Source organism: Amorphus sp. MBR-141 (genome assembly GCF_053628695.1).
In genome coordinates this window covers 15,901-29,981 of the sequence record NZ_JBRJGW010000033.1, presented here as the reverse complement: position 1 = coordinate 29,981, position 14,081 = coordinate 15,901, and the positions used below count along the sequence as shown (strand labels likewise).

The following is a 14,081-nucleotide window of genomic DNA, read 5'->3' as shown; positions in this document are numbered from 1 at the left end:
CAGATGCTGGCCTCCACCCCAGCCAGCATCTTGAATCACAAAACGCCCCGAACAGGAATCCCCCCCGATTCAGATAAACAAGGAAACGCTCTAGAGCATTTCCCGTTCAGATCGAAGCGATCTGAACGAAAAGGAATTGCTCAAGCTATTGAATCTGGAGCCATTTCTTATCGATCAGGTGTGACCACCTGATCGGAAAAGGCTCTAGACGCCGGAGGCGAGCGCTTCCACCGCGTGGGGCGCCCATTGGCGGAGCGCGGCGACGAGTTCCGCTTCCCTCGCCTCGCCGCCGACCAGGCGGCGCGGCAGACGATGGGCGGTCAGCGGATCGTGCCAGATCAGTATGGTCTCGGGCGCGAAATCGATCTGCGAGACCTGGGACCACGGCGCTTCGGTCACGATGCCGTCCGTCATCCGGACGACCAGGGCGTCCGGACGGAAGATGACGGTCAGCGGCCCGACCTCGGCGGTCGACAGCCTCACAACGCGCTTGGCCATGTCTTTGGTGCTGCGCGCCCAAAGACCCAGGCCGGCGATGTATCCGGCACAGATCGCGAAGATCAGAAGCGGCACCAGATCCGATCCATAGGGAGTCACCAGCCCCATGAAGACGACCACGACGGCGATGGCGACGAGGAGCAATGCCAGGGCCGTCAGCCCCTCGTGCCATCGCGAGCGGACGACCGGCCGGACCCGGCTCAGATATTCCAAGTAGCCGCTGGCCACGTCGTCTTCTGTCTTCTCGCCGGAGAAGAGGAAACCGGCTTCACTGTTCATCGGCCGAAAAGCGCGTTCCTGGAAGATTTTCCGTTCAGACCGACACGATCTGAACGGAACGGAAATTGCTGAAGCTGTTGAACCATAATCCATTTCCTGTCGATCAGGTGATTTCACCTGATCGACAGGACTCTAGTGCCGGAAGTGACGCACGCCGGTGAACACCATCGCGATGCCGGCCTCGTCGGCGGCCTTGACGACCTCGTCGTCGCGCATCGACCCACCCGGCTGGATGACCGCCGTGGCGCCCGCATCGATGGCCGCAAGCAGCCCGTCGGCGAACGGGAAGAACGCATCCGACGCCACCACCGATCCGCGCGTCAGCGGCTCGGCGGCGCCGGCCGCCTCGGCTGCATCGGCCGCCTTGCGCGCCGCGATGCGCGCGGAATCGACCCGGCTCATCTGGCCGGCCCCGACGCCCACCGTCGCCCCGTCCTTCACGTAGACGATGGCGTTCGACTTGACGTGCTTGGTCACCCGCCAGGCAAACTTCAGGTCGGCCAGTTCCTGATCGCTGGGGGCGCGGGCGGTCACGACCTTCAGGTCGCAGTCGTCGACCACCGAGCCGTCGCGGTCCTGCACCAGGAATCCGCCGGCGACCGACTTGAACATCGGCGTGTCGGTGCGCGGGTCCGGCAGGCCGTCGGTCAGCAGCAGCCGCAGGTTCTTCTTGGCGCCGACGATCGCGATCGCCTCCTCGCTGGCGCCCGGCGCGATGATCACCTCGGTGAAAATCTCGGTGATGGCGCGCGCCGCCTCCGCGTCGAGCGGCCGGTTGAGCGCGACGATGCCGCCGAAGGCCGAGACCGGGTCGCAGCGCAGCGCTTTGCGGTACGCATCGACGATGCTCTCGCCCTCGGCCACGCCGCACGGGTTGGCGTGCTTGATGATGGCCACCGCGGCGGTGCGCGCCGGGTCGAACTCGCCGGCCAGCTCGAAGGCCGCGTCGGTGTCGTTGATGTTGTTGTAGGAGAGCGCCTTGCCCTGCACCTGGCGCGCGGTGGCGACGCCCGGCCGCGCCGGTCCGGCGCGGTAGAACGCCGCCCGCTGGTGCGGGTTCTCGCCGTAGCGCATGTCGGAGATCAGGCGGCCGCCGAGCGACCGCCACGTCTCGTCCGCGTCCTCGACCTCGCCCGCGAACCAGCCGGAGATCGCCGCGTCGTAGGCGGCGGTGCGGGCGAACGCCTTGGCGGCCAGCCGCTTGCGCAGCGCGAACGGAAGCGCGCCCTCCCCGGCCTCGAGCGCCTCGATGACCCCCGCATAGTCGGCCGGATCGACGAGCACCGTCAGGTAGGCGTGATTCTTGGCGGCGGCGCGGATCATCGCCGGCCCGCCGATGTCGATCTGCTCGATGACCGCCCGGAATTCCGCGCCGGCGGCGACCGTCTTCTCGAACGGATAGAGGTCGATCACCAGAAGGTCGATCGGCTCGATCCCGTGCTCCGCCATCTGGCTCGCGTGCTCGGGTTCGTCGCGGATGCCGAGCAGCCCGCCATGGACCAGCGGATGCAGCGTCTTCACGCGCCCGCCGAGGATTTCCGGAAAGCCGGTCACATCGGAGACGTCGGTGACATCGAGCCCCGCCGCCTTCAGCGTCGCCGCAGTTCCGCCGGTGGAGAGCAGGCTGACCCCCTTGGCGGCCAGCGCCGCGGCGAATTCGGCGACGCCGGTCTTGTCGGAGACGGAGATGAGGGCGCGGCGAACGGCGACGCGATCGGGAAGAGCCACGGACGACGGCGCGGTCACCATGAGGGGGTATCCTTTCGAGCGAGACGGCAGAAACGTGAGCTTGGGGCCGGGACGGGGCAGATCCGCCAGATGTGGTGGAGCCGACCCGGCCGTTCGAGGAGCCGGGTACCACATTTCGGGCGGTGACCGGAAGCCGTGCGGGCCTGGCTCAGATCAGAAGCGGGCTTTCGTCCTCAGCTTCGTCGGCGCTCGGGCGCTTGCGCGTGCGCACGCGTTCCGCCTCCCGTTCGAGGCGCCAGGTCACCTCCGTCTCGCCGGAGACACGGCCGTACAGCACGATCTGGGCGGTGCGGCGCATTCCGTGGGAGCCGACCAGGAACACCGATTCCTCCAGTTCCGGGTCCGCCCCCTCCGCCACGAAGCGCCAGGCCGAGCGATCCTCGCAGACCAGCAGCACGCTCTGGCCGCCCTGGCTGCGGGTCGCCCGCACCGCGGGGTGGAGATGGAAGCGGATCGCGAACGCGGTCTGGTCGCGCGCGCCCTTGCCCGTCGGCGTCAGCCGGTCGCGGCCCATGACGATCCGTCCATCGGACCCGAGCACGATGGTGCGTTCGTGCACGACGCCGAACTTCGCGGCGTAGCCGTCGTGATCGGCGACCACCGAAATCTGGTCGGCGCTCTCCTGGCGGTAGACGTCGACCTCGCGCGGGCCGCGGTAGAGCAGCGGGCCGAGCGTGGCGCCGATGCCCTCGGCAGGCAGGATCCGGGCCGACGAGGTGTCCTCGACCACGAGGGTGGAATGGGCGGCGGTGGTGCGCGCGAGGTCACGCCAGATCGCCCGGCCGCTGCTCGGCATGCCGCAGTTGACGATGATCCGGTTGGTCCGGTCGCTGAACTCGAAGCACAGGGTGCCGGCATGCGCTTCGCGCGCAAAGCGCAGCGGCGGCGGCAGTCCGGTGTCCATCAGCACGACGGCACCGCCGGCCTCCAGCCGCTGGTACCCCGAATGGCGGGCGTTGCCCGGCGAGGTGCCGCGGGAATCGTCGTAGGCGAGCACCGTCGCCACCAGATCGGTCGGCGTCGTGCCCATGCCGTTGAACAGGCCGAAGGTGCCGTCGCCGTGCCGGAAGAAGCGGACCATCGGCATCATCCGGTCGATGGCCTCGCCCAGCGTCTGCGACGGCGTGATGCCGCGCACCGACAGCGCCTGCCGGATCGGCAGCAGATCGACCAGAAGGTCCAGGATGACGCCGGGATGCCGCGAGATGTGGCCGCCGTCGGCCAGGATCTGCTGGGTGATCTCCCGATCGAGGGCCCTGGTGATCCAGCGGGCGAAGCCGGGCTGGTCGGAGATGGCGGCGGCCGCCGCCGTGAGCGCCATCACCATCCGCATGCGCGGCAGCCCGTCGGAGGAGCGCGCGAGCGCGCAGCGCAGGTGATTGACGTGCCGCCCGATCGCTTTCAGGAAGCGCTGGTAGAACGCGTGGTCGCATCCCTCCAGGATCAGCGGCGACTGCGACAGCCACGACAGCAGCCGGCGCGCCGCCACCGTGTCCTCCCAGGCGTCGGGCGCCAGCTTCGGGCCCAGCCGGATCCATTCGTCGACCAGCGCACGCGCGTTCGAACGCGACAGCGCGGATTCGGACGCGCGCAGGTGACGGAGCCAGGAGAACCCGTGCAGGGCGCGCGCCCATTCAGCCGACGGCGGCTCGACGATGAAGGGGGAGTTCCCGCCGACGTCGATCGAATGACCTGCGAAGGTGAACAGGCCCGCATAGATGTCCGTCGCGACGGTGGGGTCGGCGGTGCGGATGTCCTGCGGGGCGATGACGAGCCTGGAGGGGGTGGTCTGGGCGAACGGACCGATCAGGTCCCATCTGCCCGGCAGATGGGATCCTACCGTTTTCTGGATGGCAAGCGACCAGAGGTGCCACCAATCGGAACCGGTGCGTTTCGCCATTGGCGCGGTTCAGACTCCAGAGCAGTTCGGCTGACGAGACTCGCCCCCGATTCGGACCGTCGACAGACACTGTCGACACTCAAGATTAAGGAATGGCGTTGCCGCCCGCGAAATACGCGACCGGAACGCAATGCCCCGCGACCTCCGCAATAGGAGCCCCGTCGCGAGTCGTCCAGCGAGGGTTAGACTGTTTTTAAAAGACGTGCTGCGAAAAAGCCATCAAGTCCACCCAGCCGCGCCTCATCGTTTGGCCAGTGGGAGGGCAGCGTGCGCAGCCAGCCTTCCGGGGAAATTGCCTCTTCCAGGCCCGGAAGCTCCTCCGGCCGGACCGGAGAGGCCGTGAATTCCGGATGCGCCGCGAGGAACGCCGCGACCCGGTCCTCGCCTTCCTCCGGCTCCAGCGAGCACGTCGAATAGACCAGCATGCCGCCGGGTTTCACCCAGCCCGCTGCGCGGTCCAGGAGCTTCGCCTGGAGATCGGCGAGCGAGGCCACGTCCTTCGGGCGCTTCAGCCAGGCCACGTCCGGCTGGCGGCGGATCGTGCCGGTGGAGGTGCACGGCGCGTCCAGCAGGACCGCATCGAACGGCTCGGCGGGCGACCACGTCCTCAGATCGGCGGAGACGACCTCGGCCTTAAGCGACAGCCGTGCGAGGTTTTCCTTGAGCCGCGTCAGCCGCCCGGCGTTGGAATCGACCGCCGTCACCACGGCGCCGGCCGCCGCCAGCTGGGCCGTCTTGCCGCCGGGTGCGGCGCAGAGATCGGCGACGCGCTTGCCGGCGACGTCGCCCATCAGGCGCACCGGCAGGGCGGCCGCCGCATCCTGGACCCACCAGGCGCCGTCGTGGAAGCCGGGACGCTCGGTGATCGGCCCGCCGGCGATGGTGCGCACGGTTCCCGTCGGCAGCACGAACCCGTCCAGACGCTCCGCCCATCCTTCCGGATCCGACTTGACCGTGAGATCCAGCGCCGCCTCCACCATGTGGGCTGCCGCGATGCTGCGGGTGGTCTCCCGGCCGTAGATCTTCGACCAGCGCTGGAACAGCCACTCAGGCGTGTTGACGACGGGGCCATCGACATCGGCGAGCAGCGTGTCGCGCTCGCGCCCGGCCCGGCGCAGGACGCCGTTGACGAGCCCGGAAAAGCCGGCGGAGGACGCCTCGGCCTTGGCGAGATCGACGGACATGTGGACCGCGGCGTGATCGGCCACGTCGAGGAACAGGATCTGGGCAAGACCGAGCCGCAGGATGGTATCGGCGCGGCCGGCCGAGCGGGGCAGCGGCCGGTTGAGGAGCTTGGTCACCACCGCGTCGATCTCGCCGCGCCGGCGCAGCACGGCGCCGATCAGCGTGCGCATGAAGCCGCGATCGCGCGGCTCCAGCGCGTCGAAGCAGCGGGAGATCTTGCTGGTCTCCAGCACGGCATCGACGGGCAGCTGTTCGCTGCCCATGTGCTCGAGGACGTCGACGGCAAGCTCGCGCGCCGCGAAGCCCGGAACGGCCGGGCGGCGGGAACGATGGGAATGCGGGCGGGAAGACCGGTCTGCGCTGGGAGAGGGAGACTTCATCCCCAGGGCCCGCGGCGGCGCGACGTCGGCCGGGCGGCCTGGCCCGTCCGTGGCACCGAGCTGCGCCCGGTGCCCCCGCCGACGGGGCCGGCGCGTCCGAGCGCGGCTCCCGCGCCCTGCCCCATCTCGCTCGCGAACTCCTCCAGCGCGGCAACGCGGTTCGCCGTGTTGGGGTGCGTGGAAAACAGGTTGTCCATGCGCTGGCCGTTCAGCGGATTCACGATGAACATGTGGGCGGTGGCCGGGTTGCGTTCGGCTTGGGGATTGGGAATGCGACGCGCTCCTGCTTCCAGTTTCTCCAGCGCGGAGGCGAGCCACAAGGGCTGGCCGCAAATCTCCGCACCCATCCGGTCGGCGGAATATTCGCGTGTCCGGCTGATGGCCATCTGTACCAGCATCGCGGCGAGCGGCGCCACGATCATCGTCAGCAGCACGCCGACGATACCCAGCGGATTGTTGTTGTTGCGCGAGCCGCCGAAAAAGAAGGCGAAATTGGCCAGCATCGAGATCGCGCCGGCGAGCGTCGCGGTGATCGTCATGATCAGCGTGTCGCGGTGCTTCACATGGGCGAGCTCGTGCGCCATCACGGCGGCGATTTCCTCGCGGCTCATCATCTGCAGAAGCCCACGCGTCGCGGCAACCGAGGCATTTTCCGGATTGCGGCCGGTCGCGAACGCGTTGGGCTGGTCCTCGTCGAGGATGAACACCCGCGGCATCGGCAGCTGCGCCCGCTGAGCCAGCTCGGCGACCAGATTGTAGAATTCCGGCGCCGTCCGCGCGTCGACCTCGCGCGCGTTGTGCATCGACAAGACCATCTTGCCGGAATTCCAGTAGGAGAACACGTTCATGGCGGCCGCCACGAAGAACGCGATCAGCATGCCGGACTGACCGCCGATCATGAAGCCGATGCCCATGAACAGCGCCGTCATGGCCGCCAGAAGGAGTGCGGTGCGGAAGAAATTCATCTAGGCGGTCGTCCCTTGAAGTCCCATATGGCGGGCGTGCTTCGACGCACGGCCGTTTGCGACGTATAAATGGTCGCGCGCCTGGGGCGCGACAAGCGTTGCCGCGGACGAGAGGACAGGATGACGGATACGCCCGACTACCAGGCCAGCGAACCGATCGCGGTGCCGGCAGAGACGAAGACGCTCAGCGCGGCCGCGCGGCGGGCGCTCGACGAGGCGACGGCACGGCGCGCGGCGGAGCTGGCTGCCCAGCCCGAGGAGATCGGCGGCCGGGGCGGCCTCGATCCCGCCCGCTACGGCGACTGGGAGGTCAAGGGCATCGCCTCCGACTTCTGAACGACCGGCCGTTGCGACAGGCGCCACCAAGAGTGCAGCGCAAGGGTCGCCAACAGCACCGCGCCGCCGACGACGGCGTGAACCGTGGGCACGATGCCCACCACCAGCCACACCCAGACCGGTCCGAGGATCGTCTCCAGCAGCATGATCAGGCTGACTTCGGCGGCCGTGATGAAGCGAGGCCCCTGGGTGATCAGCGTGAACGACACCGGCACCACCAGCAGCACCAGGATCCCCGCCCACAGCAGATCCGGGCCGGCAAGCACGCCGGTCTGGCGGAACGGGGCGGAGGCGACGGCCACCATCAGTCCGGCCAGCGAGTAGAGCAGCCAGACATCCGGCGCCCGGAGCTTGCGGATCAGCGTGAAGGCGAGCCCCAGCGAGATCGGCACCACCGCACCGATCAGGTCGCCCGTCCAGTTGCCGGCCTCGGTCAGGTGCGACGAGAGCATGATGGCGACGCCGGTGAGGCCGGCCACGATCGCCACCGCCGTCGACGGCGCGATCCGTTCGCCAAGAAGCAGACGGCTGGCGATCGCCGCGCACAGCGGCGTGGCGGCCACCATCACCAGGATGCGCGCCGGATTGGTCGTCGCCACCCCGCCGACGAAGGCCAGCTGGCAGACCGCGAAACAGACCGAGATGACAAGCCCCGTCCAGCCGCACGCCTTGGCGTAGGCCAACAGCCCGCCGCGATGACGCACCACGCCCAGCAGCCCCACCACGAGGAAAATGCCGATGCCGCGCCAGAAGATGATCGTCATCGGATCGGCCGACATCAGCCGGATCAGCATCGCGTCGGGTGACAGGATGAGGACGCCCCCCACGGTCAGGAGCGTCCCCTTCATCTGGTCGGTCATGTGCGCTCCACGCTCCGCTCGTTGTCGACCGCCGTGTGGCGGCGGGGATCGGCCGCGAACCGGCCGGCATCGCGCACCAGTGCGCGGAACAGGCGCCGTTGCGACCGCTTGAAGATCAGCAGCTCCGGGTGCCACTGGACGCCGATCCGGAACGGCTTGCCGCTCGCCTCGATCGCCTGGACGATCAGCGCCTTGTCGCGCGCGACGACCTTCAGCCCGTCACCGAGACGATCGATGGCCTGATGATGGAGCGCGTTCACGCGCATCCATCGCAGCTGGATGATGCGCGCCAGCATGCTGCCCTGCACGAGCGTCACCGTCTTGCGCGGCAGGATCGTGCGAAGCTTCGGCGGCGGCGCATCGAGGGTGTAGATGTCGGCGATCAGGTTGCCGCCCGCCGCGACGTTGAGCATCTGGGCGCCCCGGCAGATCCCCAGCACCGGGATCCGGCCCGGCAGCATCCGCCGCATCAGGCCGATCTCCAGCGCGTCCCGATCGGGATCGAGACGGACGTCGGCGACGATCTCGCCGCCGTAGAGCTGCGCGGAGATGTCGTCGCCACCGCCGGCGATGAGGCCGTCGAGCTTGTCCACGAGGCGATCGATGTCGTCGCCCGGCACGATCCGGACGGTGCGCCCGCCGGTCAGGCGAATGGCGATCGCGGTCATGAAGTAGCTGCGCCAACCGCCCTTCGCCGTCGTGGTCACTCCGATCAGCGGTCGGCGGTTCAAGACATCACCTTGTCGACCATCGCATCCCAGTCCGGCTCTCCTGCGAGCCACGACCCCCGCCAGCGCCGCCAGGCGCGCGACAGGAGTTCCAGCCGGTGGTCGTCCGCCGCCAGCTCCTCCACGCTCACCCAGCGGTTCCATTCGCCGGTGATCGACCAGCCGGGATCGCCGGGCCTGGCATCCGGCAGCCGGTAGTGGAAGGTCGGGCGCTTCGCCTTCGGCGGGTGGCCGAGCGCATGCGTGACGAGCGTTTCGTCCATGGACGCCAGCAGCGGCAGCAGGTCGAGGTCACGGTACTTGGTCGGATTGGCGCGACAGTAGGCGAGGATGAAGGTATCGGCGTCGACCGCCTCTCCGGCGTTGACCACCCAGTCGACGAAATCCAGCGGGAACGGATCGATGAACGGCAGCAGCGCGCGCGTCGGATCGATCCGCATCCGCCGCCTGAGCCAAGGCGACAGCAGCAGGAACGCGCGGAAGATCTTCAGCACGGGCCCGATGCCGTGCGAGGGCGTCTCGATGTTCAGGTGCAGCCCGAAGGCGTAGGGCGCCCATTCGCCGGTGCCCCGGGCGCCCGCCGCCGCCAGCGCCTGCACCAGATCGTCAAGCTTCGGCAGCACCTCGTAGGACACCGGCGGCGCGATGATCTCGGCCGGCACCACGATCGATGCGACCCGTCCGAACGCCTCCCGCATGGCGAGATCCGTCGGGCCCGAGTGCTCGCCCGGATGCGCGTAGCGGCTGTCGAGTTCGATGGTGAACGTGCCGAATTCCGTCCCGTCCACGGTCCACCGGTGCGGGTCGGTGGAACTGACCGACCCGCCCAGCCGGGATTTGACGATGTAGGCGGTCTCGGCCGTGTCCAGCCCCGCGAACTCGACCTCGACTCCGACCCGCCGGGGTTTGCCGTCGGGTCCGGTCGTCCAGGGCGGCGTCATCGCAGCGGGAACGGACCGTGCGGACAAACCCGTGGTCGTGTTGAGAACCATCCGTCCGCTCCCTTTGCCCGCCTTCGGGCCGAGGAAATTGGCCGCATCGGACCCTGGCGCCGTTGCGCCGGGGTCCGGACGATCGCGCGGCAGCCTCTACCAGCTGCCGGTGTTCTGCATGGACGACCACGGCTCGGCCGCGGCCTTCGCCTCGCCGTTCTGCAGCAGCTCGATGGAGATGCCGTCCGGCGACTTCACGAAGGCCATGTTGCCGTCGCGCGGTGGCCGGTTGATGGTCACGCCGGCATCCATCAGCCGCTGGCAGGTCGCGTAGATGTCGTCGACGCGGAACGCCAGGTGACCGAAATTGCGGCCGCCGGAATAGGTCTCCGGGTCCCAGTTGTAGGTGAGCTCGAGCAGCGGGGCGCGATCGGCCTTGGCGCGTTCGACGTCTTCGTCCGCCGACAGGAAGATCAGCGTGAACCGCCCCTGCTCGCTCTCGACGCGACGGACCTCCGTCATGCCCATCTTGGCGCAGTAGAAGTCCAGCGACTCGTCGATGTCACGGATGCGGACCATCGTGTGCAGGTACTGCATGTCTCACTCCTTCGTGTGATCGGTCGTGCGCCGCAGCGGCCGCCGGTGGCGTCCGCCGGGCGACCGGGCGGGAGGCGCCAGGCACGCCCCCCGCCGGCCCCATCCCCGGCTAGAACGCCTGGGCGCTCGCGAGGTCCCAATGGGGCTTGTAATAGGCGTGGATGTCGTTGCCGAGAAAGTTGTTCGGCGGCACGAAATCGTAGATCTCCGCGTAGGTCTTCTCGGTCTGGTCGGCAACCCGGCGATAGATATGGCGTGGTCCGAGATGGTCCACGTCGTGAAGCCCGATCGCACCCACAAGTTCCAGAAGGCTCTTCACCGTCGCCCGGTGATAGTTGGCGACATGGAGCTGGCGGAGATCGACGTCAACCGCCCGGGCGCGCCCGTGATCCTGGGTCGCCACGCCCGTCGGGCAGGTGTTGAGGTGGCAGCGCAGCGCCTGGATGCAGCCGACCGCGAACATCATCGTGCGGGCGGCGTTCACCATGTCGGCGCCGAGCGCGATCTTGAGGACCATGTCGAAGCCCGAGACCGTCTTGGCGCTGGCGATGATCTTGATGTCGTCGCGCAGTCCGGCGCCCACGAGGCAGTTCTGGACGAACACGAGACCTTCGAGGATCGGCATGCCGAGCCGGTCCGAGTACTCGATCGGCGCCGCACCCGTGCCGCCTTCGGCGCCGTCGACGGTGATGAAGTCCGGCTTGATGCCGGTCTCGATCATCGCCCGGCAGATGCCCATGAACTCCTTGCGGCGGCCGACGCAGAGCTTGAAGCCGACCGGCTTGCCACCCGACAGCTCGCGCAGCTTCTGGACGAACTCGAGCAGTCCCTCCGGCGTGGAGAACTCCCGGTGCGCCGGCGGCGAAATGCAGTCGACGCCCATCGGCACGCCGCGGATCTCGGCGATTTCCGGGGTGATCTTCGCGGCCGGCAGCACGCCGCCATGGGCCGGCTTGGCGCCCTGCGACAGCTTGATCTCGATCATCTTGACCTGATCCTGCGTCGCCTTCTCCCGGAACAGGTCGGCGTCGAAGCCGCCGTGCGCGGTGCGGCAGCCAAAGTAGCCGGTGCCGATCTGCCAGATCAGGTCGCCGCCGCCCGCCTTGTGGTAGGGGCTGATGCCGCCTTCACCGGTGTTGTGGGCGAAACCGCCCAGCCGTGCCCCGTTGTTGAGCGCCATGATCGCGTTGGCGCTGAGCGCCCCGAAGCTCATCGCCGAGATGTTCAGCCGCGAGGCGGAATAGGGCTTGGTGCAGGCCGGCCCGCCGACCAATACGCGGCTGTCCTCCTCCGACACCACCTTCGGGGCGAGCGAGTGGTTGGCGCGGTGGTAGCCCACCTCGTTGACGTCGTACTGGGTGCCGAAGGCGAGGGAGTCCGGCTTGCCTTCCGCACGCTCGCTGACGAGGTCGCGCTGCAGCCGGTTGAAGGGCCGGCCGCTGGAATTCGTCTCGATGAAATACTGGCGGATGTTGGGGCTGATGAACTCGAAGGCGTACCGCAGGTGGCCGATCACCGGGTAGTTGATCAGCACGTTGTGGCCGGACAGGAAGATGTCGTAGAGGCCGAGAAGGATCAGCGGCACGACGACGACGAACAGCCAGAAGAACGGATGCGCCAGCCCACCTGCGGACAACACCACGATGACGGCGACGATCGACGCGATGTAGAAAATCTTGCGAACCATGTTTCCCCCACCTCCGGCGCCGGCATCCGCCGATCCCGGTACGCATAGCGTTCTTCCCGCAACGGCCGGGTGACACGGGGTCCCCGCCGCATTTTGGAATTCGACCAGTGATAGGCGATCAGGCGGCCGGCAGAAAGCCCGTCGGCGCAGGATCACGGAGGGATGAGGAAATACGGGAAGCCGGGCCGGCTGCGCGCGCCCGTGTCAGGGGCGGAACACCACGGTCTTGACGCCGTTGATGAAAACCCGCCGTTCGGCGTGCACCTTGACCGCGCGGGCAAGCACCCGCGCCTCGATGTCCCGTCCGATCGCCACCAGCTCGTTGGCGGAGTGGGCGTGGCTCACCGGTTCGGCGTCCTGCTCGATGATCGGCCCCTCGTCGAGGTCCGAGGTCACGTAATGGCCGGTCGCCCCGATCAGCTTCACGCCGCGCGCATGGGCCTGGTGATAGGGCTTCGCCCCCTTGAATGCCGGCAGGAACGAGTGGTGGATGTTGATGATCCGCCCCGAAAGCCTGGCGGAAAGATCCTCCGACAGCACCTGCATGTAGCGGGCGAGCACCACCAGCTCCGCCCCCGTCTCGTCGTAGATCTCCAGCATTCTGGCTTCCGCTTGCGCCTTCGTGTCGCGCGTGACGGGCACATGATGGAAGGGAATGCCGTTCATGTCGGCGATCGGCTTGGCGTCGAGGTGGTTCGACACCACGGCCGCGATCTTCACCGGAAGCGCCCCCATCCGCTGACGGTAGATGAGATCGAGGAGGCAGTGGTCGAACTTCGATACCATCACGAGGATCGGCAGCAGATCCTCGGCATCGTAGACGGCCCAGGTCATGGTGAACCGGGTGGCCACCGACTTCAGCGCCGCCGCCACGTCCTCGCGGGTGACGCCGGCCGGGGCCACGAACTCGACGCGCATGAAGAACAGGCCCGTTTCCGGGTCGCCGAACTGGGCGCTGTCGAGAATGTTGCAGCCGGAATTCGCCAGCGTTCCGGCAATGCCCGCCACGATGCCGGGCTTGTCGTCGCACGAAAGGTTGAGGACCAGACGAACGGGGTCGGACATGATGGCAGCGCTCGCAGCGTGGGGACGGGAACGGCGGACGTCTCGATTGGCAGAAAACCGAACGTCCGGCAACCTACACGTTCCCGCGCCGGCGCTGTCGGGCCTGCGGCGTCATATCGGCCTCGAAATGCGACCAGCGGGCGCCCCGTCTGGCGAATCGTCCGGATGACAAAACGCAATTCGCGCCGGATACCCGCCGACCATGTCCAAATCTGATCGCGATGATCAGGGCGGCTCATGGACGGCAGCATCCGACGCGAGACGAGGCGAGGCCGTTTCCTCCCGATCAGGTGCGGCGGCCCGATCCGGACGGACGTCTAGTAGGGGCAGACGACCCGGGCACCGACGTCGTAGCAGCCGGACGGGTCGGTCGGCGGTCCCACGTAGGGGGAGGTCTCGTAGATGATCGTCGGCGGCCGCTCGTAGACCACCGGCGGCCGGACGTAGCGCTGCGGCGCCACATAGACCGGGTCGGCGTAGACCGGCGGAGCCGCGTACACGGGCGGTGCCGCGTAGACCGGCGGGGCAACGTAGACGCGCTGCGGCGGCGCGGCATAACCGTAGCCGTAGCAGCCGGCGCCGTAGCATCGGTTCTGGTTCTGGCTGGCGATCGCGCCGCCGAGGATCGCCCCGGCCGCAAGGCCGATCACCCCGGCGGTCGCCGCGGCGGCGGCGCCGTTGTTGTAGCCGCCACCGTAGTAGCCTCCACCGTAGTAGCCGCCGCGATAGTGGCGGCCGCCGACCGTCTCGACCGGCCGCTGGGCCATGTCGGCGGCGGCGGCCCCGAACCCGGCCCCCGCGGTGGCGGCCGGCATCGCGGATGCGGTCTGGCAGGCGGCACCGACGGTAAACAGCATCGCCAGCGCGATGCCCTTGTTGAGTGTCTTCATGACGATCTCCGTGGCCAAACCTGGCCGAAT

Annotated in this window: 14 protein-coding genes; 2 read left to right on the top strand and 12 right to left on the bottom strand. The window is 68.3% G+C overall.

The features are described from left to right. The coding region (locus ACSSVZ_RS25700; RefSeq protein WP_453973696.1) for a hypothetical protein at positions 1-192 on the top strand (192 nt) is incomplete at its 5' end. Positions 193-204: 12 nt separating this feature from the next. Here ACSSVZ_RS25700 and ACSSVZ_RS25695 read toward each other — a convergent pair. From ACSSVZ_RS25695 to htpX, 5 genes are all read right to left on the bottom strand, one after another. Then, the gene (locus ACSSVZ_RS25695) at positions 205-894 is read right to left on the bottom strand and encodes a YcxB family protein (RefSeq protein ID WP_453973695.1); all 690 of its coding nucleotides are present in this window, start codon (positions 892-894) and stop codon (positions 205-207) included. Between the two features lie 15 nt (positions 895-909). After that, positions 910-2,526: a bifunctional phosphoribosylaminoimidazolecarboxamide formyltransferase/IMP cyclohydrolase gene (purH, locus tag ACSSVZ_RS25690; protein ID WP_453973693.1), complete on the bottom strand. Its 1,617-nt coding sequence runs from the start codon at positions 2,524-2,526 to the stop codon at positions 910-912. 148 nt (positions 2,527-2,674) lie between these two features. Continuing rightward, positions 2,675-4,426: a heparinase II/III family protein gene (locus ACSSVZ_RS25685; protein WP_453973691.1), complete on the bottom strand. Its 1,752-nt coding sequence runs from the start codon at positions 4,424-4,426 to the stop codon at positions 2,675-2,677. 182 nt (positions 4,427-4,608) lie between these two features. After that, positions 4,609-5,991, bottom strand: coding sequence for a 16S rRNA (cytosine(967)-C(5))-methyltransferase RsmB (rsmB, locus tag ACSSVZ_RS25680; RefSeq protein WP_453973690.1), 1,383 nt, complete (start codon positions 5,989-5,991; stop codon positions 4,609-4,611). Continuing rightward, positions 5,988-6,956 (bottom strand): zinc metalloprotease HtpX, encoded by a 969-nt coding sequence (gene htpX / locus ACSSVZ_RS25675; protein WP_453973689.1) that lies wholly within the window; start codon positions 6,954-6,956, stop codon positions 5,988-5,990. The genes rsmB and htpX overlap by 4 nt, the downstream gene beginning before the upstream one ends. Before the next feature lie 120 nt (positions 6,957-7,076). Here htpX and ACSSVZ_RS25670 point away from each other — a divergent pair, with 120 nt between their 5' ends. After that, positions 7,077-7,292: a DUF1674 domain-containing protein gene (locus ACSSVZ_RS25670; protein ID WP_453973687.1), complete on the top strand. Its 216-nt coding sequence runs from the start codon at positions 7,077-7,079 to the stop codon at positions 7,290-7,292. On the opposite strand, the gene ACSSVZ_RS25665 is transcribed toward ACSSVZ_RS25670, so the two are convergent. The 7 genes from ACSSVZ_RS25665 to ACSSVZ_RS25635 all read right to left on the bottom strand — a co-directional run bounded on the left by ACSSVZ_RS25665 (position 7,250) and on the right by ACSSVZ_RS25635 (position 14,051). Further along, positions 7,250-8,152 carry a DMT family transporter gene (locus ACSSVZ_RS25665; RefSeq protein WP_453973685.1) on the bottom strand — a complete coding sequence of 301 codons (903 nt, stop codon included), beginning with the start codon at positions 8,150-8,152 and terminating at the stop codon, positions 7,250-7,252. The genes ACSSVZ_RS25670 and ACSSVZ_RS25665 overlap by 43 nt on opposite strands. Next, complete coding sequence (locus ACSSVZ_RS25660; protein WP_453973684.1) at positions 8,149-8,883, bottom strand: gamma-glutamyl-gamma-aminobutyrate hydrolase family protein; 735 nt, start codon at positions 8,881-8,883, stop codon at positions 8,149-8,151. Before ACSSVZ_RS25660 ends, ACSSVZ_RS25665 begins: the two co-directional genes overlap by 4 nt. Continuing rightward, positions 8,880-9,872: an amidoligase family protein gene (locus tag ACSSVZ_RS25655; RefSeq protein WP_453973682.1), complete on the bottom strand. Its 993-nt coding sequence runs from the start codon at positions 9,870-9,872 to the stop codon at positions 8,880-8,882. Before ACSSVZ_RS25655 ends, ACSSVZ_RS25660 begins: the two co-directional genes overlap by 4 nt. 96 nt (positions 9,873-9,968) lie before the next feature. Further along, positions 9,969-10,409 (bottom strand): lactoylglutathione lyase, encoded by a 441-nt coding sequence (gene gloA, locus ACSSVZ_RS25650; protein WP_453973680.1) that lies wholly within the window; start codon positions 10,407-10,409, stop codon positions 9,969-9,971. Between the two features lie 109 nt (positions 10,410-10,518). After that, positions 10,519-12,096, bottom strand: a complete 1,578-nt coding sequence (locus ACSSVZ_RS25645) for an FMN-binding glutamate synthase family protein (RefSeq protein ID WP_453973679.1) — start codon at positions 12,094-12,096, stop codon at positions 10,519-10,521. Between the two features lie 204 nt (positions 12,097-12,300). After that, entirely contained in the window at positions 12,301-13,161 is an 861-nt protein-coding gene (gene purU, locus ACSSVZ_RS25640; protein ID WP_453973677.1) for a formyltetrahydrofolate deformylase, read from the bottom strand. Positions 13,162-13,478: 317 nt separating this feature from the next. Further along, a complete protein-coding gene (locus tag ACSSVZ_RS25635) occupies positions 13,479-14,051 on the bottom strand; it encodes a hypothetical protein (RefSeq protein ID WP_453973676.1) in 573 nt (190 codons plus the stop codon). Between the last annotated feature and the right edge of the window lie 30 nt (positions 14,052-14,081).